The organism is Streptococcus lutetiensis, from assembly GCF_900475675.1.
GTDB classification, from domain to species: domain Bacteria; phylum Bacillota; class Bacilli; order Lactobacillales; family Streptococcaceae; genus Streptococcus; species Streptococcus lutetiensis.
In genome coordinates this window covers 265805-292037 of sequence record NZ_LS483403.1, presented here as the reverse complement: position 1 = coordinate 292037, position 26233 = coordinate 265805, and the positions used below count along the sequence as shown (strand labels likewise).

The window sequence follows — 26233 nt, the reverse complement described above, 5'->3', positions numbered from 1 at the left end:
GTCTCCTTATTGCAAGCGTACACGTGGATCAACAATACTTGTTGCAATATCTGTTACCAAGATAGCAACCATTAACATCATTGCATAAACGATTGTTGTTCCCATAATTACTGGATAATCTTTAGCTGGGATTGATGTTACAAATTGTTGACCAATTCCTGGAATTGAGAAAATTTGTTCAATCAAAGCTGAACCTGTTAGCAAGTTTGCTGCCATAGGACCAACCAAAGTCAAAACTGGAATCATTGAGTTACGGTACGCGTGTTTACGTGTAACTTGACGTTTGTTCAAACCTTTAGCAGTTGCTAATTGAATGTAATCTGAACTCAATGTTTCAATCATTTGTCCACGGAAGAAACGTGTAACTTGAGCAAAGACTGGGATTGCCAAGGCAATAGATGGCATAATGGTTTGTTCAAATGAACCCCATCCTGCAAGTGGGAACAAGCTCCATTTGAAACCAAGAGTAACCAATAAGAAAAGACCGATAATAAATGATGGTACTGAAATACCAAGTGTAGAAATAACACTAAGTACACCATCAATCCAGTTATTTTTGTTACGCGCTGAAGCCGCACCAACAACAATACCTGAAAGAAATCCAACAATTAAAGCTTGAACACCCAATTGAATCGATACACCCAAACGTTGAGAAATCAAACGTCCAACAGGTTGGTTAATAGATTGGTAACTTGTACCGAAATCACCATGAAGAATATTCCATAGGTAAGTAAGGTATTGTTGCCAAACTGGTTTATCCAAACCATACTGTTTGTTCATTAAAGCAATCATCTCATCAGTTAATTTTGGGTTATTATAAGGTGTCCCAGGCATAACTTGCATGAGGAAAAACGACAGGGTAACAACTACCCAGAGTGTTACAAGAAGAATAGCAACACGTTTAAGAATGTATTTTACCATAATATTTCCTTCTCTGTATTTGCTTTTGTTGGCAGGGGAAAAGTTTTACCTATCAACAAAAGCAAGAATTGGCCGCAACCAATTCTTGCCCATTATTCATACTTATTAAAGATTATTTGTCTTTATAGGCATATGTAAAGTCAACTTGCAAACCAGTTGAGTTACGAACAAGACCTTTGATTGATGGATTTTGAAGTGCTTTTGTGTTACGGAAGTAAAGTGGGTTATAGTGTGCATTATCATGAAGTGCTTTTTCAGCAGCTTTATAATCATCTGCAGCAGCTACTGGATCCAAAGCATCTGTAGTCAATGCTTTTTGGTAGGCTGCATCATATGTCGCATCACTAAACTTACCGTAGTTGTAAGCTGAATCTGATGTAAACAATCCATAGAATGTAGATCCTTCTGGATAGTCACCACCCCAAAGTGATAGAACAACATCAAAGTTTTGTGTTTTAGAATCTTGCAATCGTTGTTTGAATGTTACGAATTTTTCTTCTACTTTTAATCCTGGAAGAACATCTTCCCATGTTTGTTTGATGTAGTCTACTGATGCTTTGGCAACTGGTGTGTCAGAATCAGCTGTAATTGTCAATTTAATTGATTTTTCACCGATTTCAGCAAGACCTTCTTTGAAAAGTTTTGCTGCTTGTTTTGCATCATAAGTGTAATCTTGTGATACGTATTTAGATAAGTCAGTACCATCTTCTAAGGTTTCTAGTCCTGTTGGAACAAGAGCAGTTGCTGCTTTTGAACCTGTATCAATAGCTGCTTTAACAACACCTTCACGATTTGTTGCAAGGTTAAGTGCTTGACGAATCTTAGTATTAGCTAAAGCTTTAACAGAACCTGTTTCGTTGTAAACGAGATATGCAGATGTTGCTTCTGGTACATCCACAACATCTTTGTTGCTTTTATTTGCTTTATAAATTGCTTCTGTACCAGAGATGTTTGCTGTATCAAGCTCACCATCTTTGTACATTTGCACGGCAGTATCAGGCTTTTTAACAGCTTGGACGTTAACTTTTTTCAATTTAACGTTTTTAGCGTCCCAATAGTATTTATTTTTCACAAGTGTGAATGAACCATTAGAACCATTCCAATTTTTAACTGTATAGGGACCTGAGTAAAGTGCTTTTTCAGAAGTTGTAGCGTAGTCACTTCCCGCTTTTTCCACAAAGGCTTTGTTTTGAGGAACGAAGTTAGCAAATGTCAAAAGGCTCATAAACTGTGGAGATGGGCTAGATAATGTAAAGATTACTTTATTACCGTCTGCTTTAACTCCCAATTCATCAACGCTCTTAGTACCATTGATAACTTCTGCAGCATTTAAAACATGCGCATCTGATGCAAGGTAAGCATACTCTGAAGCAGTTGCTGGATCAACAATACGTTGCCATGTATAAACAAAGTCATCTGCCGTTAAATCACTACCGTCAGACCATTTAAGTCCATCACGTAATGTGGCAATATATGTTAAACCATCTTCAGATACTTCTACTTTCTCAGCCAAATCAGGTTTTAATTCGCCATCTTCGTTACGACGAAGTAAGTTACTACCTGAGTTACCGATAGCAATTGAAGAATAACTATCTGTAACTTTCGAAATGTCCAAAGTGCTAATTTCAGTCGGAGTGTACCAATTGATCTCATCAGTTTTTGAAGAAGTTGATGAGCTTTTACCTCCACAAGCTGCCAAAACAGCTGTTGAGACTAAGGCTACAGCCCCAAGACCGACGCGTTTCCATGTTTTACCATTTAGTGACATGTGACGCCCTCCTAGTTGTTCTCTCTAAATTATATTATTTGACAAATAAAATTATAGCATAAAGTTTCCTTAAAGAAAATAGTTTTTTCTGAAGAGAATAGTTTTTTCTGAATTTTTTGTCAGGTTTTCTGACACACTGAAAGTAAGCGATTAATATGATATAATCGTATTATCTAATTTTTTAACAAAGGATGGAACAATGAAGAAAGTTTTTGCTGTTTTGGCCCTACTCTTGGCCTTCATTGGAAACAAAGTTGCTGCTGATGATACCTTTGATGTAGCAGCTAAACACGCTATCGCTGTTGAAGCTTCTACTGGTAAAGTATTATATGAAAAAGATGCAACTACACCTGATGGTATTGCTTCAATGACAAAAATATTAACGGTTTATTTAACTTACAAAGAAATCGACAAAGGGAATCTAAGTTGGGATACTAAAGTTCCTATATCTGATTATGCTTATGATTTAACAGCTAATTCGGATGCTAGTAACGTTCCTATGGAAGCACGTGAATATACTGTAGAACAATTAGTTAATGCTGCCATGGTAGCTAGTGCTAATAGTGCTGCAATTGCCCTTGCAGAACAAATTGGTGGTACCGAAAGTAAGTTTGTTGATATGATGCAAGCTCAACTCCAAGAATGGGGAATCAATGATGCTAAATTATTTAATGCTTCTGGTCTTAACAATAGTTACCTAGGTGATAACATTTACCCAGGTTCTAGTTCAACTGATGAAAATACTCTAAGTGCTCGTGATGTTGCCATCATTGCCCTACACTTAATCACTGAATACCCAGATGTTCTTAAAATTAGTAACCAAGCAACTGCTGACTTTGATGGTTCTACAATGAACACTTACAACTACATGCTCAAAGGAATGCCTTACGAACGTGATGGTATTGATGGTCTAAAAACTGGTACAACTGAACTTGCTGGTGCTTCATTTGTTGCGACTTCTACAGAAAACGGCATGCGCATTATCTCCGTTGTCATGAATGCCGATGGATGGCAAGAAAATGAATTTGCTCGTTTTGAAGCTACTAATGCACTTCTTGATTACGTTAAATCAAATTACGAAATGACAACTCTTGTTGATGCTGGCGAATCAACTAAAAGCAGCAAAGCAAAAGTTATCGACGGAAAAGAAAAGACTGTACCTGCAGTTGCTTCTCAAGAATTAAAAGTAGTTCATCGTATTGGAACTGATGCTTCTGTAAAATTTTCTACAATAGCCAAAGGATATGAAGCTACTATTAATAAAGGTGACAAGGTTGGTTCTTTCATCTATGACGATAAACAAATCGTTGGAACTGGCTATCTAGACTCTAAACCAAGCGTACCAGCACTTGCTAAGAAAGAGGTTAAAAAAAGCATTTTTCTTAAAGTCTGGTGGAACCACTTTGTCACTTACGTCAACGAAAAACTTTAAAACTACCATTACTTTTCCTATTATATATAGAAAAAAGAGACAAGTTTAAAAACTTGTCTCTTTTAAGTCATCCAACAGAACCTTCCATTTCATAACTAATCAAACGGTTAAGTTCAACAGCATATTCCATCGGGAGTTCTTTTGTAAATGGTTCTACAAATCCCATGACAATCATCTCTGTTGCTTCTTGCTCAGAAAGGCCTCGGCTCATAAGATAATAGAGTTGTTCTTCTGAGATTTTTGAAACTTTCGCTTCATGTTCAAGCGCAACTTGTGAATTGTGAATTTCGTTAAACGGAATGGTATCGGAACTTGAAATGTCATCCATTAAAATAGTATCACATTCAATGTGACTAACTGATTTCTTAGAATTTTTATTGAAGGTTACTTGACCACGGTAGTCAACTTTTCCGCCACCTTTAGCAATTGATTTTGAAACAATTGACGATGAGGTATACGGTGCGTTATGAATCATCTTAGCACCAGTATCTTGGTGTTGTCCTTTATTGGCAAAAGCAATTGATAACATTGTCCCACGTGCACCTTCTCCATCAAGATAAACAGATGGATACTTCATAGTTGTTTTGGCACCAAGGTTACCATCAATCCATTCGACCGTAGCATTTTTCTTAGCTGTGGCACGTTTAGTTACCAAGTTATAGACATTATCTGACCAGTTCTGAATAGTAGAATAACGCATATAACTACCTTCAAGAGCAAAGATTTCAACAATGGCTGCATGAAGACTAGCCGATGAGTAGTTTGGTGCCGTACATCCTTCAACGTAGTGAACACTTGCCCCCTCATCAACAATAATCAAGGTACGTTCAAATTGTCCCATCGCTTCGTTGTTGATACGGAAATATGTTTGCAAAGGAATATCAACTTTGACACCCTTAGGTACGTAAATGAAGGTTCCACCTGACCAAAAGGCTGAGTTTAACGCAGCTAACTTGTTGTCTGTTGGTGGGACTAATTTAGAGAAATATTTTTTGAAAAGCTCTGGGTATTCTTTCAAAGCAGAATCTGTATCGGTAAATACGATTCCTAGCTTGTCGTACTCATCTTTCATGTTATGATAAACAACTTCAGATTCATACTGAGCTGAGGCACCAGCAAGGTAGGCACGTTCTGCTTCTGGAATACCGATGCGTTCAAAGGTTTCTTTGATTTTATCTGGAACATCATCCCATGAACGGGCAGGTTTATCAGATGCTTTTTGATAGTAAGTAATCTCATCAAAATCAATATCTGACAGATCTGGTCCCCAATCTTGCATTGGCATTTTATTAAAAATTTCCAATGATTTCAAGCGAAATTCCAGCATCCATTCTGGTTCACCTTTTTCAGCAGATAATTCACGAACGACATCTTCACTAATTCCTTTTCCTGTTGAAAAGACTGGTGTCACGTCATCGTGAAAGCCATATTGATACTCACCAATATCAATTGGTTTTGGCGTTACTTTTTCATTTTTTTCAGGCATCTAATTACCTTTCTGTATTTTTACTATCGTTTTCAACAGCTTTCTTTAAGGCGTTCCATGCAAGAGTTGAACATTTAATACGTTGTGGAAATTTTGAAACTCCTGCCAAAAAACTTGCCTCACCTAATCTTTTTTGAACATCGTCTTTTTCACCTTGAACCATTTTTGAAAAAATCTCAGCTAGTTCAAGAGCTTCTTCTTTCGTTTTACCAACAACAGCATCAGTCATCATACTTGATGAAGCTGTTGAAATGGTACAGCCATCACCAGCAAAAGCAATGTCAGAAATGCGATCACCATCGAATTTTACTGATAGTGAAATCACATCACCACAAGTTGGATTATTTAGATTAACTTGATCAACATCTTCTAGTTTTCCATGATGATGTGGATTTTTTGAGTGGTCTGAAACAACTGCCATATAAAGACTATCTAATCTAGAAAGTGCCATTGAAAAACTCCTTTGTTTTAAGAATTGCTTCTATTAGTTTATCACAATCTTCTTTCGTATTATAGATATAAAAACTTACGCGCACTGCCGAATGAATTCCAAGATAATTAATCAAAGGTTGTGCACAATGATGCCCTGCTCGTACAGCAACACCTTCATAATCAAGTGCTGTTGCTACATCATGCGGATGCAGACCATCAATATTGAAGGAAATAACCCCCGTGTGCTGACTAGGATCTTGTGGACCGTAAACTGTCACCCCTTCAATTGCTTGTAATTTCGGTAAAACATAATCAACCAATTCTTGTTCATGCGCATGAACATTATCTAAACCAAGGTCATCCAAATAATCAATAGCTGCACCTAAAGCAATGGCACCAGCAATATTTGGTGTCCCAGCTTCAAATTTCCAAGGTAATTCTGTCCAAGTCGCTTCTTGTTCGTAAACGAAGTCAATCATTTCCCCACCAAATTCAACCGGTGACATTTGATTGAGCAATGCTTCTTTACCATAAAGTACACCGATACCTGTTGGACCAAGCATTTTATGTCCAGAAAGTGTAAAGAAATCACAGTCCAAATCTTGAACGTCGATTGTCATATGAGGAGCTGACTGCGCACCGTCAACAACCATATAAGCACCAACTTCATGAGCTAATTTAGCAATTTCTTTAATAGGTTGCACTGAACCTAAAACATTTGAAACATGCGCAATACTGACAAATTTTGTTTTATTTGAAAGTTTGCTGCGCAAGTCTTCCATATCCAGCTGGCCATCTTTTAAATAAACGTAAACCAATTTTGCACCAGTCTTATGACAAACTTGTTGCCAAGGAACAACATTAGCGTGATGTTCTAAAACTGAAATAAGAACTTCGTCATCTTTTTGGAGAACTTCTTGGGCAAACTGTGCAACCCAATTAAGTCCAGTTGTTGTTCCACGTGTAAATAAGACTTCTTTTGTTGACTTGGCATTAATAAATTGACGTGTTTTTTCACGACTGGCTTCATAAGCAGCTGTTGCACGTTCAGCAAGGGTATGAACACCTCGGTGCACATTGGCATTGATGGTATGATAATACTGATTAAGCGCATCAAGTACTTTTTGTGGTTTCTGAGTTGTTGCCGCATTGTCTAGATAAACCAAAGGTTCATCATTAACAACTTGGTCAAGGATGCAAAAGTCTTGAGCGATTTTATATGCGTCTAATTTTGTCATATTAGCGCTGCTCCAACTTACTGTCAAGCACAGCAATCATTTCATCGCGTACTTCTTTGACAGGAATTTCAGTGATAACAGTACCTAAGAAACCACGAATAACTAGGCGTTCTGCTGTTTCCTTGTCAATGCCACGACTCATAAGATAATACATATCTTCTGGGTCAACTTGTCCGATTGAAGCGGCGTGACCAGCTGTTACATCATTTTCATCAATCAGTAAGATTGGATTGGCATCTGAACGAGCTTTGTCTGAAAGCATCAGAACACGACTTTCTTGTTGAGCATCTGCTCCCTTAGCACCTTTTACAATGTGACCAACACCGTTAAAAGTCAACGTTCCGCGTTCAAGAATAACACCGTGTTGTAAAATATGTCCAACTGTGTGGCAACCGTAATTCGTCACGCGCGTATCCACACCTTGAACTTGACGACCAGATGAAGCAGCAACTACTTTAAGATTAGCTTGGCTACCATCTCCGTACAAGTCTGAATCAAAATCAGCAATCACATTGCCTTCATTCATGATGCCGATTGCCCAGTCCACCACAGCATCTTTGCCATGACGAGCGCGTCGACTGATATAAGTTGTCACGTTATTTCCAAGACGGTCAATAGCCGAAAACTTCACTTGACTGCCATCTAATGCAATGACTTCAACAGAAATATTTGCTGTTGCTTTAGCATCACCTTCACCGATTGTTTCAAAACGTTCTAGATAACTGATGTGACTATTTTTTCCTATAATAATAAGGACGTGTTTGTTAAACGGAACATCACTAGCCTTATCTTGGAAAAAGAGTCCTTCGATTGGCTCTTCAATATCAACATTATCTGGGACATAAAGCACAGCAGCACTGTTAAAGTAAGCTGTATGATAAGCAGCTAACTTGTCTTCCATGTCACCACGCGCTTTACCAAAATATTTTTCAATCACTTCTGGAATTTCTTCCAAAGCGCTATAAAAATCTGTAAAAATAACACCTTTTGACATCAAGTCAACAGGTAATTGTTCAAGGACTGTCTGAGTTCCAACTTGAACAAGTTTTGTATTATCTCCCAGTGCTGTAAAATCAGGGATATTAGCCAAAGCCACATCCTCTGAAATGCTTCCATCACCCAAGTTCCAACGGTGAAATTTAACACGGTTGACCTCTGGTAATGGTAATTTATCTATATAATCAAAAGCAGCTAAGCGTCGCTCTTGCAACCACAAAGGTTCTGCTTTTGATTGTGAAAAATTTAAAACTGATTCTTTCGTCATAATTTGATGTTTACTCCTTTTTATATCCTACATACGAGTAGCGTCTACTATAACAGTAGACTTGACATCATCAGTTACACTTCTTCTTCGTATTTAATCCCAAGTTCTTCGGCAATTTTCGCATAACCTTCTTTTTCAAGACGAGCAGCAAGTTCTGCACCACCTGTAAGAACAACACGACCATCCATCATAATATGAACAACATCTGGTGTGATGTAGTTAAGAAGTCGTTGATAGTGAGTGATAATCATTGCTCCAAAGTCTTTTCCACGCATAGCGTTAATACCTTTTGAAACAACTTTCAAAGCATCGATATCAAGACCTGAATCGATTTCATCAAGAAGAGCAAATTTAGGTTCAAGCATCAACAATTGAAGAATTTCGTTACGTTTTTTTTCACCACCTGAGAAACCTTCGTTAAGGTAACGTTCTGCCATTTCTTCTTTCATGCCAAGAAATGCCATCTTTTCATCCAATTTTGTGATGAAATCCATAACAGAAATTTTTTCGTCATCTTCTTTTCCAGCATTCATAGCTGCACGAATAAATTCAGCATTTGTAATACCTGGAATTTCAGACGGATATTGCATGGCAAGGAATAAACCTAAACGAGCGCGCTCATCGACTTCAAGGTCAAGAATGTTCTCACCATCTAGCAAAATTTCACCCTGAGTAACCTCGTAATTTGGATTACCCATGATAGCAGCTGAAAGCGTTGATTTACCAGTTCCATTAGGACCCATAATCGCAGCAATCTCTCCAGTCTTAAGGGTTAAATTGACACCCTTAAGAATTTCTTTATCTTCAATTGAAACATGAAGATCTTTTATTTCAAGTACAGACATGTGTACGTTCCTCCAATTTATCAAATACGGCAGTAACTTTTTTCTGAAAATTACCGCAGTTCTATAGGGTTACTAATCATTATATCAAAAAAAAAGCCATAATAGGCTTTCCATTTACTTATTATTTTTGCGATTTTTCCATTTTAACATTGTCGCTTGGCGATAATCGCTATTTCCGATAAATTTAAGGATATCGAAAAGTGGTGTTCGACCAACGCCCCAAATTTCAAGTCCTTCAATAAAGACCTCTAAGGCAAAAGCTAAACCAATCATCAACAGCACACCACCTAAACGACTTGAAACATTTAGTAAGAGTGCGATGAGTGAGAAAAGAATCGCAATACCATAAACAACCAAAACGGCTCCACGGTGTGTGAATCCCATAGCCAACAAACGGTGATGCAAATGCATCTTGTCTGCTTCTGTCGCTGGACGTCCTGATAATTTACGACGAATAATCGCAACAGTTGTATCCAAAATTGGAACACCAAGAATAATAACGGGTGTCACCACCGCAACAGCAGTCGAATTTTTCAATCCTTGAAGAGATAGCACACCAATCATAAATCCTATGAAAAGAGCTCCGGTATCTCCCAAGTATATAATAGCTGGATTGTAATTATAAGGGAAAAATCCTGCAATACAAGCAATCAATAATAAGATTGTCACAGTCAAGTAAAAGTCGATCTGTGGCAAGAAGAAATAAGATACCAAAGCCATTGTAATCAAGCTAATGATAGAAACACCACTCACCAGACCATCTAAGCCATCAATCAAATTCATGGCGTTTGTAATTGAAATAATCCAAAAGACCGTCAAAAAGAAAGTGACTACTGAATTGAATTGCAATAACGGTCCACCGAAAGGAATTTTAAAACTATCAAAACGGAAATCCGTAAAGGCCCAAACAATGACAGCTCCTAAAATAATCCCTGCCATTTTTGTTTTTGGCTTCAATTCATAAATATCATCGATAAAACCAGTCGCTGTAATGATAAAACCACCAATAACAACAGGCAAAATATAATCAAAATAAGAAATCGTCCAAACCGGCTGTTTCAAAACCATTGGCATAAAAATCAAAGATGACATTAAAAAGGCTAAGAAAATCGCCAACCCACCACTACTTGGCATTGGGACTTCATTAACACGACGAGCATTTGGATTGTCAACGGCACCAACACGAAAAGCAATAAAACGAACAATTGGCGTCAAGAAAAGTGATAATAAAAACGCGCCAATTAAAACTAAAACATATTCAATCGTAAAGGGTGCCATACTATACCAACTCAATCATTTTTAATTTTTCGACGGCATCATCCGTCAATAATTCAACCGCATGCTCTTGTAAATAAGCACGCGTTTTTGTACCAGCGCCAGCGTATTCTAACATACGGGCATACATCAAATTTGCATAATAAGAAGGATGATTTTGCAAATCAATGAGAACTGTCATGTAGTAAGCCCCATCCATCTTATAAAGCTCTGAAGCTTCAACTGGAAAATCAATAACCTTAGCAAAAGCAACAGCAGCTTCTAAGCTTGGAAAATCCAAGACATAGTGAACATAATCTGATGGATTCACATCTTCTTCCGGTTCAATCTCAGCTTGTTGGGCATGTTCTGTCAGAACATCTTCAACAGCACCTTCCATCATTTCTTCAATCTTACCTAATTTTTCGTGAGCTTCCGTGTCGTCTTTAGACAACATTGTCTGCTCTAAAGTCTTGAAAAATTCCTCAGGTGACATGTTTGAAACATCATCAAAAGCTGCTAAATCTTCAAACTTTATATCTTTATTGATTTCAGATTTGGTAACAAAGACATCAATACGGTCTTTACGTGGTGTCACACGGAAACTTAGCATGCCACTGTCTTTGAAATTATCTGGTAAATCCAATTCATCCATTACTGAATAGAAGAACTCTTCTGTCTTTTCTTGTGGAATCAAGAAGTCTTTCAACTCCATTCCGCGTTCTTCCAAATCTTCCATACTAATCGTTATTTTGAGCGTTGTCTCGCTAATCTGTTTCATTTCCATACTATATACCTCGCACGAGTAGTCATTTTATTATACAAGAAAAGTCTTATTTTTTCAATTTTTACGTCACAAAAAGCAGCCCAGACAAGGGCTGCTGGCTTTCTTAAAAGATATTTTTGGCAATGCTATATAGAATAAGAATAGTTCCCAAAACGATACGATACTTACCAAAAATAGTGAAATCGTGTTTCTTAACATAATCAGTCAAGAAACGGATAACGTATAGGCTGACAAGGAAAGCTGTAACGCTTGCCACCATCAAAATCAAGAATTGGCTAAAGTTTAGAACATTTCCGTCTAAGAAGAACTTAACAGCTTTCAAGCCACTGTAACCAAACATGGTTGGAATAGCAAGGAAGAAAGTGAAGTCAGCTGCAACTGAACGACTTGTTCCCACAATGATGGCTCCAAGGATTGTTGCTCCTGAACGACTTGTTCCTGGAACGATACTTAGAACTTGGAAGCATCCAATCCAAAAGGCTGTCAAATAAGGCATGCGAGCAAGATCAGTCACTTCAGGTTCAATATTAGCATTTCGTTTTTCAATCCAGATAAATGCAATCCCGTAAACAATTAAGGCAATTGCGATTGGAATCATGTAGTTGAAGTGTGCTTCAAACCAATCATCAAAAGGTACTGCAATTAAAATTGATGGAATACATGCAATAACAACTTTTAACCATAGCTGCCATGTCAACTGAACTTCACGCGCTGTTTTTCCTGGCTGGAATGGATTCAAACGTTTAAAGTAAATCACAATAACCGCTAGAATAGCTCCCAATTGAATGACAATGTTAAACATGTCCAAAAACGCTTTATCTTGATTCAATTTAATAAATTCTTGAACCAAAATCAGGTGTCCTGTACTTGAAACAGGTAACCACTCTGTAATTCCCTCAACTACCCCTAAAAAGATAGCCTTAAGTAGTTCGAAAAATAACATAAGCTCTCCTTAATTTAATATCCCCTCAATTATAGCAGATTTGAAGGCATTTTAAAATGCTCCGCCGCCCCCGCCTCCGCCACCACCAGAAAATCCACTACTAGAGCCTGAACTACCAGATGATACAGAGAAATGCACAGCTGAATCAGCACTTTGACTAGCCATCCCCAAACGATGAGTTTGCATGCCAATAAGGTAGCCAATTTCAAGATTCATCATAAAGTCTGATTCGCTAGCAAGTTTAATATTATGAATTTTAAGGAATTTTTGAACTTGTTTGGCGTAACCGAACAGAGTCGCATAAACCAAGATACGATTCCAAACGACAACGCCTTGCCAGTCAACCTTATCGAATTTGTTAATGTCTCGTATCATGTTGGTAAAGCTAATCCATGATTGAATACGTTCTTGTCCTTCAGCAGTTATCATACCATGAACTTTGTAATAATGAGATTTAACCATGATAACGACCAAACTCAAAATAACCAAGGCTAACAAAAGACCATAAGCAAGAAAGACCAGATTTAGATTAAACAAAAGATAGATTAACCCAATACCAAGAGGTATCAACGTAAGGAATAGGAGACCTTTTGCATATTCAAATTTCTTAGCGATACCATCACTTAAGTTCTCACGAATTGCTGGCAGAGCTTTTTTTGAAATTTCTTGATCTACTAAGTCAGTAATTTGTTCAAGTTTAGCAAGATAGCGATCATTGAATGCTTCGCCAAGACTGTTTAATTTCGTTTCTAAAGTATGACCTTTATATTTCTTCTTATAGCTAGCCACAAGATCATCATCAAAACGATAATCTGCAAACAAGTCTTCAATTTTTATGGTTTCTTTTCCACCAAATGCCATATCAAGCACTTCTGCTTCATAGCTAGTCATTGGCTTATTCAGATGACAAGTTAATTCTTCGTCGCTTGCGGTAATCACATGGCGATCAATCAAATCAAGCAAAGTCGCCTGCATGGCAGTTTCAAATTTAAATTTTTGTGAAATTGGACTTCCTTTGGTATCTGTGTCTTGCAAATCAACATCATAGATATACTGCATGACTAGCAAAGGTGACCAATCTTCTGGTGCTTCATAAGAATGACTATCATGGCTAAATTTTTCATATTTTTTAACCAATTTTTTACCTATAAAGAAGAAAATCCAAGCCAAAACAATCAAAATAATAACAAGAGCTGGCACAAGATAGAACAGAACCACTTTAAGCAATTGACTTCTACGAGCAATTTTAGCTTCTTGCTTGATAATTGCTGCCTTACGTTTACTTGCTATGGTTGTAGGATTTGTCAAAATAGCTTTATCCCAGTAAGCATGCAACTCCAACTTTCCATCAAAATTTTCAGCAGTAATGCGATAGCCATTAGGCAACTTTTCAACATTGGTTGATTTTAAATAACCTCTATGAGCCCAAAGCTTATGGTTAGCAGTTGTCTTATCCGTTAAAATGGTAAATGAAACATGTTGTAATGTTTCACCCCAGTCACTAATCGGTACCCAATTAAGCTCTGCGATATCTTGGTAAGGAAAAAGTAAATGCGATAGTTTCCAGTGTAGCTTAACAGTTACAATGTCCCCACTGGAACCAGAATTGTAAATTTTCACTTGATAACCATCACCAAGGTCGTTTACCACCGGTCTAACCGTCCGACTAACACCGTTAACCTCAGCTGAAACTTCAGGTTGATTATTAACTGAAAAACCTTCTGGCATGTGACCGGCTTCTCCCAAAGTCACCACCTGCCCATTATACGAGGAATCAAAGCGATAAGTAATAGTCTGATAAAAATCAGCTGCATTATCATCATGTATCGCTAAAACACCATCATAATTGCTGATACTATAGTCAACATCGCTATCAGCAAAAACTGGAACTGATAATCCTAAAACAGCGGCGATTGCTAGTAAAAATATTCTTAATTTTTTCATGATCTCCTACTCCTTTCTTGTATCCCTATTTTATCATAATACATTGTATAAATATTCTATTTTTGGGTCTATCGTGTTGAAATCAGACCCTATTTCCTGTAAAATAGTAAGGTACAAGAATAGACAGGAGTCTTAAATGAAAAAGTTACTTTTAAGTTGTTTCGCAGCACTTCTTCTTCTCTTTGGAGGAATGACTAGCGCAAACGCTGACGAATATCTTCGTGTCGGTATGGAAGCAGCCTATGCCCCATTTAACTGGACACAAGATGATGATTCTAATGGAGCTGTTCCTATCGAAGGAACTAGCCAGTACGCTAACGGATACGATGTCCAAATAGCTAAGAAAATAGCAGATAGCTTAGGCAAGGAACTCCTCGTTGTCAAAACTACTTGGACAGGATTAATTCCAGCGCTTACTTCCGGAAAGATTGACATGATTGCTGCCGGAATGAGTCCTACCGCTGAACGTAAGAAAGAAATTGCATTCTCAGATAGTTACTATACAAGCTACCCAGTTATCGTTGTTTCTAAAAAAGGTGACTTTGCACAAGCGACATCACTGAAAGATTTTGCTGGTGCAAAATTAACATCTCAACAAGGCGTCTACCTTTACAACTTGATTGACCAAATCAAAGACGCTTCAAAAGAAACTGCCATGGGTGACTTCAACCAAATGCGTCAAGCACTTGAATCTGGTATTATTGATGGTTATGTTTCTGAACGTCCTGATGCTATCTCTGCCGAAAATGCAAATAGCGACTTCAAGATGATTACTTTTGAAGATGGCAAAGGTTTTACAACATCTAAAGCAGACACAGCTATTGCCGTTGGTCTTCGTAAAGATGACACTAACACACTTGCTAAAGTAAATGCCGTTTTAGCTGGCATCTCTGATAATGACCGTTTACAACTCATGGATGACATGATTGAAAAACAACCAGCTGACAAGTCTGAAAAAGATCAAAAGAGTAATTTCTTCACTGATATGTGGAGAATCTTCGAGAAAAACTGGAACCAATTCCTACGTGGTGCAGGAGTTACACTTCTCATCTCTATCATCGGTACAGTTGTTGGTCTCTTTATCGGTCTTTTGATTGGTGTTTACCGCACAGCTCCAAAAGCTACCAATAAATTCCTTGCTGGTCTTCAAAAAGTATTTGGTTGGTTGCTTAGCGTTTATATCGAAATCTTCCGTGGTACACCGATGATTGTACAAGCAATGGTTATCTACTACGGTACTGCTCAAGCCTTTGGTATTTCAATCGACCGTACTCTTGCAGCCATCTTTATTGTTTCAATCAATACTGGTGCTTACATGAGTGAAATCGTTCGTGGTGGTATCTTTGCTGTTGATAAAGGTCAATTTGAAGCCGCTACAGCACTTGGATTTACACATGGTCAAACAATGCGCAAAATCGTTCTTCCACAAGTTGTCCGCAACATCTTGCCAGCAACTGGTAACGAATTTGTCATCAACATCAAAGATACTTCAGTATTGAATGTTATCTCAGTTGTCGAACTTTACTTCTCAGGTAATACCGTTGCAACTCAAACATATCAATACTTCCAAACATTTACAATTATCGCTATTATCTACTTTGTTCTCACCTTTACAGTGACATGCATCCTACGCTTTATTGAACGTCGTTTCGATGCGGACACTTACACAACTGGTGCTAACCAAAACCAAAAGAAAGAGGTGAAATAATGTCTCAACCTATTATTGAAATTAAACACCTTAAAAAATCTTACGGACAAAATGAAGTCCTAAAAGATATTTCACTTTCTGTAAATAAAGGTGAAGTTATTTCTATCATTGGTTCATCAGGTTCAGGGAAATCAACATTCCTCCGCTCTATCAATCTTCTAGAAGATCCAACTGCTGGAGAAATTCTTTTCCACGGACAAAACGTTCTTGAAAAAGATTATAACTTGACAGAATACCGTGAAAAACTTGGCATGGTTTTCCAATCATTCAATCTTTTTGAAAACTTAAACGTTCTCGAAAATGCCATCGTTGCTCAAACAACTGTTTTGAAACGTTCTCGCAGCGAAGCTGAAAAAATCGCTAAAGAAAACCTTACAAAAGTTGGTATGACTGAGCAATACTGGAAAGCTAAACCAAAACAACTTTCTGGTGGTCAAAAACAACGTGTGGCAATCGCTCGTGCCTTATCGGTTAACCCAGAAGCAATGCTCTTTGACGAACCCACTTCTGCTCTTGACCCAGAAATGGTTGGTGAAGTTCTTAAAACAATGCACGAACTCGCTAAATCAGGTTTAACAATGATTATCGTCACTCACGAAATGGAATTCGCAAGAGATGTTTCAGACCGTGTCATCTTCATGGATAAAGGTGTTATCGCTGAAGAAGGTACACCTGAACAAATCTTCGAACACCCACAACAAGAACGTACAAAAGAATTCTTACAACGTTTCTTGAAATAATTACTTAAAGCAACCTTTCCTTTTTTGGAGGGTTGTTCTTTTGTGCCAAAAACTAATTTCAAGGTAAATTACACTAAATGCTTTACTGGTTAAGTAATTTGTGCTATACTACTTCATGTTAACGTTAATAAATCTATATTTAAGGAGATTGGTATGGCTGAAAAAAATGATTTAGCATCTGCGTATCGTAGACTTAAAAGTCCCAATATCAAAACACGGAAACGTGCTCTGAAAATAATCCATGAATATAAACGATATAAAAGAAACATGTAACTCCTATTTCAATCCCTAACAAAAAGTCCCTATTGCAATTTCTTCCGTCTTCAATAGGGACTTTTTTAGTTTTAACTATTTAGCTTTCAATGATGACAAAATTTGTGTGCGAATATCTTCAATACCCTCTGGATGATTTGGCAAGAACAGTGTTTGATTGCCTTTAGCCGCAAATGTATTTAAGGTATCAAGGTATTGGTTAGTCAATAGAATAGACATGATTTTTTCTTCAGTCATACCGACATTGGCATCTTACAATTCTTGAATTGACTCAGCTAGACCATCGACAATTGCTTAACGTTGTTGGGCAATACCAACACCATGAAGGCGATCTTTTTCAGCTTCTGCTTCCACAGCTGTTACAATTTTAATCTTATCCGCATTAGCCAACTCTTGAGCCGCTACACGTTTACGTTGCGCAGCGTTGATTTCATTCATTGATTGTTTAACTTCATCATCCGGCTCAACCTTAGTAATCAATGTTTTAACAATAATATAGCCGTAAGTTGACATTTCTTCAGCCACTTGGTGTTGCACTTCAAGAGCAATTTCATCTTTCTTCTCAAATAATTCATCCAAAGTCAATTTGGGAACAGAGGAACGAAGAGCATCTTCGATGTATGATTTGATTTGAGCTTCAGGACGCATGAGTTTGTAATAAGCATCTGTCACGTTTTGCTCATTCACACGGTATTGTGTAGCAACATTTAAAGTCACAAAAACATTGTCTTTAGTCTTAGTTTCCACAATAATTTCAGATTGCAACAAACGTAATTGAATTCGCGCAGCAATTTTATCAATACTAAATGGCAATCGAACATGAATCCCACTACCAGATGTTGTTTGATATTTCCCAAAACGTTCAATAATAACAACTGTTTGTTGACGTACCACATAAAGTGTACTAGCAATAACACCCAAAATAAGTAAGGCAATAATTGCCAAAAGAACTAAAAACATAAAAATCTCCTTTTGTACCTAAAACTTAATACAATTATATTTTATTTCTTTAAAAAGTCAAGCAAAAATAAAGCGAAAACCTAGTCAAACTGTAAGGTTCAACTAGGCTTGCTTATCAATATAATAATAATTTTAAGAGAGAACAGAAGTTTACTTTAGCATCAAACTAATAGATTATAGAGGCTTTCATTCCCATGTAAATTGATATACGAAGGATCAAAACCAGACAAACGATCAATAAAATCATTGTAGTCATTTTTATCACCCAAGGTAATACCGATGAGAACGGGACCTGTGCCTTTATTGGCGCGTTTAATGTACTCAAAACGTGTAATATCATCATTTGGACCAAGAATATTGTTAACAAATTCACGTAGAGCACCTGGACGTTGTGGGAAGTTAACCACAAAGTAATGTTTCACTCCATCATAGATAAGGGCACGTTCTTCCATCTCTTGCATACGATTGATATCATTATTACCACCAGAAATGATACAAACAATCGTCTTCCCTTTAATCTCATCTTTCATCACTTCAAGAGCTGCGATTGAAGAAGCTCCTGCAGGCTCAGCAATAATTCCTTGTTTTGAATACATATCAATAAGTGTCTCAGAAATCAAACCTTCATCAACACCAACTAATTTATCCACACGTTTACGAGCAACTTCAAAAGTTTTTTCACCAACTTTTTGCACTGCAATCCCATCAGCAAATTTATCGATTTTTTCCAATTTAACAGGATGACCTTTGTCAAAAGCAGCACGCATGCTACGAGCACCTGAGGCTTCAACACCAACTACTTGGATTTCTGGAGCAATATCCTTAATGTAAGTTGCTACCCCTGCAATCAAACCTCCACCACCAACTGGCACAAAGATTTGATCAAAAGTTACCCCTTCTTCTTGAGCTTGTTCATAAATTTCATATGCCACAGTTCCTTGACCGGCTTGCACATTTTCGTCATCAAATGGATCAATAAAAGTCATTCCTTCTGATTTTGTAAAATCTTGCGCTGCTTGTGCTGATGCATCAAAAGTGTCTCCAACAAGCTTAATCGTCACATAAGGACCACCAAAAAATCTCACTTGTCCAATTTTTTGTTGTGGCGTAGTTACTGGCATAAAAATTGTTGCTGGAATCTTCATTTCATGACAAGTAAAGGCAACACCTTGAGCATGGTTACCGGCTGAAGCACACACGACACCACGTTTTTTTTCATCCTCTGATAATTGATGGATAGCATAGTAGGCTCCACGAATTTTGAAAGAACGAACCTTCTGCATGTTTTCACGTTTAAGATAAACAGTTGCACCATATTTTTCCGACAAATAGCGGTCAAAATCTAGGGGTGTACGTTCAACAACATCTTCCAAGACGTCATAGGCGTCAACAACATCCTTAGCTAAGATCATAAACTACCTCTTCTAATATCTAAATATTTTATATGACAAATTGCTGATTAATAGATAAAAAACCGATGACAAACATCGGCCTTTTATAAGTGGATTCCTTCAAAAATTAGTTATAAATTTTGAATGCATCGTCATCGTTTTGGTTAACAAAAGGCATTGCTTTACGAAGTTCTGCACCCACTTTTTCAATTTCAAGAGCTGCCGCTTCTTTACGGTATGCTTCAAGTTTTGGACGACCTGCTTTATAGTCATTAACAAAGTCTTCTGCAAATTTACCTGATTGGATATCAGCAAGAACAGCTTTCATATTTTCTTTAACATCTTTAGTGATAACACGTGGTCCAGATACGTAGTCACCAAATTCAGCTGTATTTGAAATTGATTGACGCATTTTCTTGAATCCACCTTCGTAGATAAGGTCAACGATAAGTTTCATTTCATGAAGAACTTCAAAGTAAGCCAATTCTGGAGCATAGCCAGCTTCAGTAAGAACTTCAAAACCAGCTTCGATAAGAGCAGTTAAACCACCACAAAGTACTGCTTGTTCACCAAAGAGGTCTTCTTCAGTTTCTTCTTTAAATGTTGTTTCAAGAAGTCCAACACGTGCAGCACCGATACCTTTAGACCAATCTATTGCGATGTCTTTAGCATTACCAGTAGCATCTTGGTAAACAGCGTAAAGTGCTGGTACACCAAATCCTTCTGTGTAAGTACGACGAACAAGGTGACCTGGTCCTTTAGGAGCACACATGAAGACATCTACTGTTTCTGGAGCTTTAATGTATCCAAAACGGATATTGAAACCATGTGCAAATCCAAGAGCGTTACCAGCTTCAAGGTTTGGAGCGATTTCTTCAGCATAAAGTTTAGCTTGGATTTCATCAGGAGCCAATACCATGATAACATCAGCAAGTTTTGTTGCTTCTGCTACTTCATAAGTGTCAAATCCATCTTCTTTTGCTTTATCGAATGATTTACCATGGCGAACCCCAATGATAACATCGTGACCTGAGTCACGCAAGTTTTGAGCATGGGCATGACCTTGTGATCCATAACCAATAACGGCAATTTTTTTACCATCAAGAGCTGCTACTTTTACGTCTTTTTCGTATTCCATTGTTACTGCCATAATAAATATCTCTTTTCTATTTTTATTTTAACTGCCTGTCCAGGCAACTGTTAACTAAATTAATTGTTTAACAAGAAAAATCTCTTGAGAATCCTGTCGCACCTGTACGGGCAAGATTCTGAATACCATAGGGTTTGACAACACGAAGCAAAGCATCGATTTTATCACCATCACCAGTTACCTGAATAGTAATTGATTTTGGTGCTACGTCAACAACACTTGCACGAAACGGTTGAATAACCGCTAAAATCTCGGCACGTTTGCTTGTGGGTGCTGTCAATTTAACTAAAATCACTTCACGTTCCAAGTGTGGAATATCCGTAATATCACGAACGCGAAGCACATCAATCAAACGGTTCAATTGTTTAATGATTTGTTCAACTTCTTCCAAACTCTCAACATCGATAATAATCGTAATTCGAGAGACATTGTCTTCCATTGTTTGTCCAACTGAAATTGACTCAATGTTAACTTGTCGGCGTAAGAGGATGCCTGTGAAACGATTAAGAACACCTGTTGAATTTTGAAGCTTTGCTGTCAACATTCTACGCATTAAACTTCACCCCCAACATTTCACTATTTGATTTACCTGACGGAACCATTGGATAAACATGTTCACGATTAGAAATTGCAACTTCGATCAACATTGGTTTGTTCTCAGTGATAACTTTCAAGTCCTCTTCCAATGTTTTCGGATCAGTAAACTTGTGATGAGCAATGCCGTAGGCTTCTGCCATCATTTGGAAGTTTGGCTCATCATCAAAAGTTGATTCACTACGATGTTCATCGTAGAAAGATTCTTGCCATTGACGAACCATACCAAGTGAGTGGTTGTTAATCAGAACCACTTTAATCGGAACACCATAACCATTTAGCAAAGCTAACTCTTGGTTTGTCATTTGGAAACCACCATCACCGACAAAGAGAATAACTTCTTTATCTGGATTCGCTAACTTAGCACCGATAGCAGCTGGAATTCCGAATCCCATTGTTCCAAGACCACCAGATGTAATCAATTGACGCTCATTTTTATATGGATAAAATTGAGCTGCCCACATTTGGTGTTGGCCGACGTCTGTAACCACGATAGCATCTCCATCTGTTACTTTACCAATTGTCGCAATGGCATGTTGTGGTTTGATAACTGTTTCATCAAAGTCATAACTAAACGGCACTTTAGCTTTATTAGCAAGAACTGATTCAGTCCAATCATCGTGACGTGTTTTAACTTCATCTTCTTCCAGAAGAATCTGTAGTGTACGCTTGGCATCGCCAACGATTGGAATTTGCGTCTTGACGACTTTTCCGATTTCCGCAGGATCAATATCCACATGAGCAACCACTGCTTTCTTAGCAAAAGTAGCTGGATTACCAGTCAAACGATCTGCAAAACGCGATCCAAAGTTAATCATAAAGTCGCATTGTGTCAAAGCCATATTTGACGCATATGAACCATGCATGCCACCCATTCCCAGAGAAAGGGGATGATTAATTGGCATAACACCCAAACTCAACAAGGTTGAAACAACAGGAATGTTATAACGTTCTGCAAAAGCAATTAACTCCTTAGAGGCACCTGAGTAGTTGACACCACCACCAGCGATAATCAATGGACGTTTTGCTTTTTTCAGCTGAGTCAAAATTTTCTTGACCTGCAAAGTATTTGGTTCCAAGGTTGGTTGGTAACTTGGAAGATCAACAGTAGGATCATTATAAACTGTTGTTTTAGCAGCCGAAATATTTTTCGGAAGGTCAATAACAACTGGACCAGGTCGACTTGTTGTCGCAATATGAACAGCTTCTGTCACAATGCGTGGCACATCTACAACATCACGAATCTGATAATTGTATTTTGTGATTGGCATTGTGATACCGATAATATCAGCTTCTTGGAAAGCATCTTTACCAATACCAGACATTCCGACTTGACCGGTAAAGATAAGCATTGGAACACTATCGCTCATACCATCTGCAATCCCAGTAATGGCATTCGTCGCACCAGGTCCACTTGTTACAATAGCAACACCAAGTTTACCAGTTGATTTAGCATAACCTTCGGCTTCATGAAGGGCACCTTGCTCATGACGAGCCAAAATATGACGAATACCATCAAAGTTATAAATAGCGTCATATAGTGGCAGAACGGCTCCACCTGGGTAGCCAAAAATCGTATCAATCCCCAGACTAGCCAAGGTTTCCAATAATAATTCCGATCCATTCTTGGATTCTTTTAATCTAATCTGTTTCACAAAGTCCTCCTTTTCATATAAATTCCGAATTATCTAAAAATTCTAATATCTTGTTACTATAATAACATTTAAAAAAAATAAAGCAAGAGAAAGTGAACAAATATTTTGAACACTTTCAAAAAAATTTAAATTGCCTTATTCATTTTCTTATTTTTCACGCTCTGCTTTACGTTCTTCAAACTCTTCTTGAGTCATCATTGAACCACCAAAGTTTGCTGATGATGCAAATGCAGTGTAACGCCGCAACCAACCGCTAGAAATTTTTGACTTAAATGGTTTCAAGTGTTTGCGGCGTTCTTCTAATGTCGCATCATCGACAAGTAAATCAATGGTACGATTTGTCAAATCAATATAGATTTCATCACCATCTTCGATAAGAGCGATATTACCACCTTCTGCAGCTTCTGGTGATACGTGACCAATAGCAATACCACGTGTAGCTCCTGAGAAACGACCATCTGTGATAAGAGCAACATCTTTACCGAGACCGCGACCAACAATCTTAGAAGTTGGTGCAAGCATTTCTGGCATACCAGGACCACCTTGTGGGCCTTCATAGCGAATAATAACCACATGGCCTTTTTTAACAGTACCATTATCAATCAATTCAAGAGCTTCATCTTGTGAATCACAGCAAATCGCTTTACCACAGAATGTTTTAACAGAAGGGTCAACACCACCAACTTTAATAACAGCTCCGTCTTGTGCAATATTACCATAAAGAACCGATAAACCACCTACTGGAGAAATTGGATGTTCAATCGGGTGAATGATTTCTTCGTTCTTAATCTCTGCACCAGCTACATTTTCTTTCAAAGTCTTACCAGTAACTGTAATACGATCACCCTTGATAGTACCTTTTTTAATCAATTGGTTAATAATAGCTGAGATACCACCTGCTTCTTGGACATCGTGCATAGTATAAACACTTGATGGTGCAATTTTAGACAAATATGGCGTCTTCTTAGCAATTTCATTGATATCTGTTAAATTGTAATCGATACCCGCTTCACGTGCGATAGCAAGTGTATGAAGAACGGTATTGGTAGATCCACCCATAGCCATATCAAGGGCAAAAGCATCATCAATAGCTTCTTTAGTGATAATATCTCTTGGACGTAAGTTACTTTTAACATTGTCCATCAAATGTTTGGCTGCTTGACGAACCAATTCACGACGTTGATCAGATACCGCAAGAACCGTACCATTTCCAGGAAGAGCAAGACCTAATACTTCCATAAGAGAGTTCATTGAATTAGCTGTAAACATGCCCGCACAAGAACCACATGTTGGACAAGCATTTTGTTCCAAATAATTCAATACTTTCTTAGACATATCGCCAGCTTGATAAGTTCCGACAGCTTCAAAAAGACTTGACAAAGTCGCTTGGTGACCTGTCATATCAATACCGCCCTTCATCGGACCACCTGAACAAAAGACTGCAGGAACATTGGTACGAAGCGCAGCTAAAATCATACCTGGTGTAATTTTGTCACAGTTAGGAATATAGAAAACACCGTCAAACCAGTGCGCATTAATGACTGTTTCAGCAGCATCCGCAATGATTTCACGAGATGGAAGGCTATAACGCATCCCAATATGCCCCATAGCAATTCCGTCGTCTACCCCAATGGTATTGAATTCAAAAGGGATACCACCCATTTCACGGATAGCTTCCTTCGCGACATCTGCCAATTCACGCAAATGGACATGTCCAGGAACAATATCAATGTAAGAATTACAAATTGCAATAAATGGTTTTTGCATGTCTTTAGCAGACTTTACCTGCCCGGTTGCATAAAGAAGACCACGGGCTGGTGCTTTATCCACACCTACCTTAATCATGTCACTTCTCATCTGTTTTCTCCTATCAATTAAATCTTACACACCATGTTAACACTTTAAAAAATAAAGTCAAGACAATTTTCAGAAAATTTTGTTAGTTAACAATTTTCTTTCTATTAGATATTGAATTGACGCCTTTTATGGAGGAAAAATTTTTACACAAAAAGAGGCTCTATAATTTCTGTAGTAGGTAAAATCCTGCTAAGAAGTTATGGAGCTTTTGAGTATACAAAAAGTCCCATATGACTTAAAATTTAAAGCAACGAAACAATAAATAGAAAGAATCATATGAGGCAACTCCATCATCCTGCAGAATTAATCGGAATTAAAGACAAAATATCACTTTAACTAAAGTTTTTCAACATGAGACATATATTGAGGTGCAAGCTACGTTTGATTACACTCCTCCTAAGTGTTGCCATTGTCAAGGAAAACAAATCAAATACGACTTTCAAAAGCCTTCTAAGATTCCTTTTATTGAAATTGGTGGAATCCCTAGTCTTATTCGTTTGAAGAAGAGAGGATTTCAATGCAAAGACTACCATAAAGTGACGATTTCTGAGACCTCCCTTGTTCAGAAAAACTGTCAAATCTCTGAACTAGTGAAGCGGAAAACAACTCAACTCTTACTTAATCGAGAAGCTTTAACGCACATCACTGAAAAACTTGCCCTCTCTACCTCAACTGTGTATCGTAAGCTTAAACAATTTCAGTTCAAGGATAACTTTTCAACCTTACCTGAAGTACTGTCTTGGGATGAATTCTCTTATCAAAAAAGAAAAACTAGCTTTTATTGCTCAAGACCATAACACGAAGAAAATCATTACGATCCTTGATAACAGACGACAAACAACCATTCGCAATCACTTTTTCAAATACTCTAAAGAAGCTCGAGAAGGAGTAAAAATCGTTACTATGGACATGTCTGGTAATTACATTCCTTTAATCATGTTGCTTCGCTCTCCAGTTTCTAGGCTCAGGCTGAAACAGTCTATTCCTAGACTGTTTCACTCCCAAATACTAAAATTGTTCTTGACCGTTTTCACATTGTCCAACACATGAACCGAGCACTAAAACAGACACGTATTCAAATAATGAAACAATTTGAGAAGAAATCTCTTGAATATCGTGTTCTAAAATATTACTGGAAACTCATTCAAAAGGATCGTCGAAAACTATCGCCTAATGCCTTTTATTCAAGGACTTTCAGAGAAACGTTAACGCCTAAAGAGTGTTTAGACAAGATTTTTAAACACGTTCCGCAACTTGAAAAATACTACAACCTTTATCAATTACTTCTTTTCCACTCACAAGAAAAAATATCGAACAATTTTTTGGATTAATTCAGGAAGCTTTGCCTCAACTTAATCATCCTTTTAAAATAGCATTAACAACTTTCATTCGGTATCAGAAATACATCACTAATGCCACTTCTAATGCCAAACTTGAGGCAAACAACAAGCTCATCAGAGATATTAAACGAAACGTTTTTGGTTACAGAAACTGTGACAACTTTAAAAAACGCATTTACCTCGCTTTGAACAGCAAAAAAGCGAGAACAACAATTGTTCTCGCTAGAGCTTAACTTTGCCACCCACTACAG

At 37.6% G+C, this 26233-nt stretch carries 20 protein-coding genes and 2 pseudogenes; 5 read left to right on the top strand and 17 right to left on the bottom strand.

Annotation, left to right across the window (positions count from 1 at the left end; translation table 11 throughout):
- Nucleotides 1-6: 6 nt before the first annotated feature.
- Entirely contained in the window at nucleotides 7-921 is a 915-nt protein-coding gene (locus DQN23_RS01630) for an ABC transporter permease (RefSeq protein WP_020916177.1), read from the bottom strand.
- Nucleotides 922-1033: 112 nt separating this feature from the next.
- Nucleotides 1034-2689, bottom strand: a complete 1656-nt coding sequence (locus DQN23_RS01625; RefSeq protein WP_111712622.1) for a peptide ABC transporter substrate-binding protein — start codon at nucleotides 2687-2689, stop codon at nucleotides 1034-1036.
- Between the two features lie 199 nt (nucleotides 2690-2888).
- Here DQN23_RS01625 and pbp3 point away from each other — a divergent pair, with 199 nt between their 5' ends.
- Nucleotides 2889-4121, top strand: a complete 1233-nt coding sequence (pbp3, locus tag DQN23_RS01620; protein ID WP_061409243.1) for a D-alanyl-D-alanine carboxypeptidase PBP3 — start codon at nucleotides 2889-2891, stop codon at nucleotides 4119-4121.
- A 67-nt stretch (nucleotides 4122-4188) separates the two neighbouring features.
- Here the strand turns inward: pbp3 and sufB are convergent, their stop codons facing one another.
- The 9 genes from sufB to DQN23_RS01575 all read right to left on the bottom strand — a co-directional run bounded on the left by sufB (nucleotide 4189) and on the right by DQN23_RS01575 (nucleotide 14314).
- Complete coding sequence (gene sufB / locus DQN23_RS01615; RefSeq protein WP_111712621.1) at nucleotides 4189-5607, bottom strand: Fe-S cluster assembly protein SufB; 1419 nt, start codon at nucleotides 5605-5607, stop codon at nucleotides 4189-4191.
- A gap of 4 nt (nucleotides 5608-5611) precedes the next feature.
- Nucleotides 5612-6058, bottom strand: a complete 447-nt coding sequence (gene sufU / locus DQN23_RS01610; RefSeq protein ID WP_020916173.1) for a Fe-S cluster assembly sulfur transfer protein SufU — start codon at nucleotides 6056-6058, stop codon at nucleotides 5612-5614.
- Nucleotides 6045-7277: a cysteine desulfurase gene (locus DQN23_RS01605; RefSeq protein WP_058833245.1), complete on the bottom strand. Its 1233-nt coding sequence runs from the start codon at nucleotides 7275-7277 to the stop codon at nucleotides 6045-6047. The genes sufU and DQN23_RS01605 overlap by 14 nt, the downstream gene beginning before the upstream one ends.
- Nucleotide 7278: 1 nt before the next feature.
- A complete protein-coding gene (gene sufD, locus DQN23_RS01600; protein ID WP_111712620.1) occupies nucleotides 7279-8541 on the bottom strand; it encodes a Fe-S cluster assembly protein SufD in 1263 nt (420 codons plus the stop codon).
- A 74-nt stretch (nucleotides 8542-8615) separates the two neighbouring features.
- Nucleotides 8616-9386 carry a Fe-S cluster assembly ATPase SufC gene (gene sufC, locus DQN23_RS01595; RefSeq protein ID WP_111712619.1) on the bottom strand — a complete coding sequence of 257 codons (771 nt, stop codon included), beginning with the start codon at nucleotides 9384-9386 and terminating at the stop codon, nucleotides 8616-8618.
- A gap of 114 nt (nucleotides 9387-9500) precedes the next feature.
- Nucleotides 9501-10664: a glycosyltransferase family 4 protein gene (locus DQN23_RS01590; protein WP_058833246.1), complete on the bottom strand. Its 1164-nt coding sequence runs from the start codon at nucleotides 10662-10664 to the stop codon at nucleotides 9501-9503.
- A gap of 1 nt (nucleotide 10665) precedes the next feature.
- Nucleotides 10666-11427, bottom strand: coding sequence for an adaptor protein MecA (mecA, locus tag DQN23_RS01585; protein WP_111712618.1), 762 nt, complete (start codon nucleotides 11425-11427; stop codon nucleotides 10666-10668).
- Nucleotides 11428-11530: 103 nt separating this feature from the next.
- On the bottom strand, nucleotides 11531-12370 hold the full coding sequence (locus tag DQN23_RS01580) for an undecaprenyl-diphosphate phosphatase (protein ID WP_020916167.1): 840 nt from the start codon (nucleotides 12368-12370) through the stop codon (nucleotides 11531-11533).
- A 51-nt stretch (nucleotides 12371-12421) separates the two neighbouring features.
- Nucleotides 12422-14314: a DUF2207 domain-containing protein gene (locus tag DQN23_RS01575; protein WP_171009916.1), complete on the bottom strand. Its 1893-nt coding sequence runs from the start codon at nucleotides 14312-14314 to the stop codon at nucleotides 12422-12424.
- Nucleotides 14315-14450: 136 nt separating this feature from the next.
- Here DQN23_RS01575 and DQN23_RS01570 point away from each other — a divergent pair, with 136 nt between their 5' ends.
- The 3 genes from DQN23_RS01570 to DQN23_RS01560 all read left to right on the top strand — a co-directional run bounded on the left by DQN23_RS01570 (nucleotide 14451) and on the right by DQN23_RS01560 (nucleotide 17035).
- Nucleotides 14451-16022 (top strand): ABC transporter permease subunit, encoded by a 1572-nt coding sequence (locus DQN23_RS01570; protein WP_020916165.1) that lies wholly within the window; start codon nucleotides 14451-14453, stop codon nucleotides 16020-16022.
- On the top strand, nucleotides 16022-16762 hold the full coding sequence (locus DQN23_RS01565) for an amino acid ABC transporter ATP-binding protein (protein WP_020916164.1): 741 nt from the start codon (nucleotides 16022-16024) through the stop codon (nucleotides 16760-16762). The genes DQN23_RS01570 and DQN23_RS01565 overlap by 1 nt, the downstream gene beginning before the upstream one ends.
- A gap of 153 nt (nucleotides 16763-16915) precedes the next feature.
- Nucleotides 16916-17035: a putative metal homeostasis protein gene (locus DQN23_RS01560; protein WP_093816040.1), complete on the top strand. Its 120-nt coding sequence runs from the start codon at nucleotides 16916-16918 to the stop codon at nucleotides 17033-17035.
- 75 nt (nucleotides 17036-17110) lie between these two features.
- On the opposite strand, the pseudogene DQN23_RS01555 reads toward DQN23_RS01560, so the two are convergent.
- The 6 genes and pseudogenes from DQN23_RS01555 to ilvD form a co-directional block, all read right to left on the bottom strand.
- Nucleotides 17111-17995, bottom strand: a pseudogene (locus tag DQN23_RS01555) (SPFH domain-containing protein).
- A gap of 161 nt (nucleotides 17996-18156) precedes the next feature.
- A complete protein-coding gene (gene ilvA, locus DQN23_RS01550) occupies nucleotides 18157-19407 on the bottom strand; it encodes a threonine ammonia-lyase IlvA (protein WP_111712616.1) in 1251 nt (416 codons plus the stop codon).
- Nucleotides 19408-19513: 106 nt separating this feature from the next.
- Nucleotides 19514-20536 carry a ketol-acid reductoisomerase gene (gene ilvC / locus DQN23_RS01545; protein WP_111712615.1) on the bottom strand — a complete coding sequence of 341 codons (1023 nt, stop codon included), beginning with the start codon at nucleotides 20534-20536 and terminating at the stop codon, nucleotides 19514-19516.
- Between the two features lie 67 nt (nucleotides 20537-20603).
- A complete protein-coding gene (gene ilvN / locus DQN23_RS01540) occupies nucleotides 20604-21089 on the bottom strand; it encodes an acetolactate synthase small subunit (RefSeq protein WP_020916160.1) in 486 nt (161 codons plus the stop codon).
- Complete coding sequence (locus DQN23_RS01535) at nucleotides 21082-22785, bottom strand: acetolactate synthase large subunit (protein ID WP_043894931.1); 1704 nt, start codon at nucleotides 22783-22785, stop codon at nucleotides 21082-21084. The genes ilvN and DQN23_RS01535 overlap by 8 nt, the downstream gene beginning before the upstream one ends.
- A gap of 147 nt (nucleotides 22786-22932) precedes the next feature.
- Nucleotides 22933-24642, bottom strand: coding sequence for a dihydroxy-acid dehydratase (gene ilvD / locus DQN23_RS01530; protein WP_111712614.1), 1710 nt, complete (start codon nucleotides 24640-24642; stop codon nucleotides 22933-22935).
- A 276-nt stretch (nucleotides 24643-24918) separates the two neighbouring features.
- Between ilvD and DQN23_RS01525 the strand changes: the two are divergent.
- Nucleotides 24919-26215 (top strand): annotated as a pseudogene (locus DQN23_RS01525) (transposase).
- Nucleotides 26216-26233 lie beyond the last annotated feature (18 nt).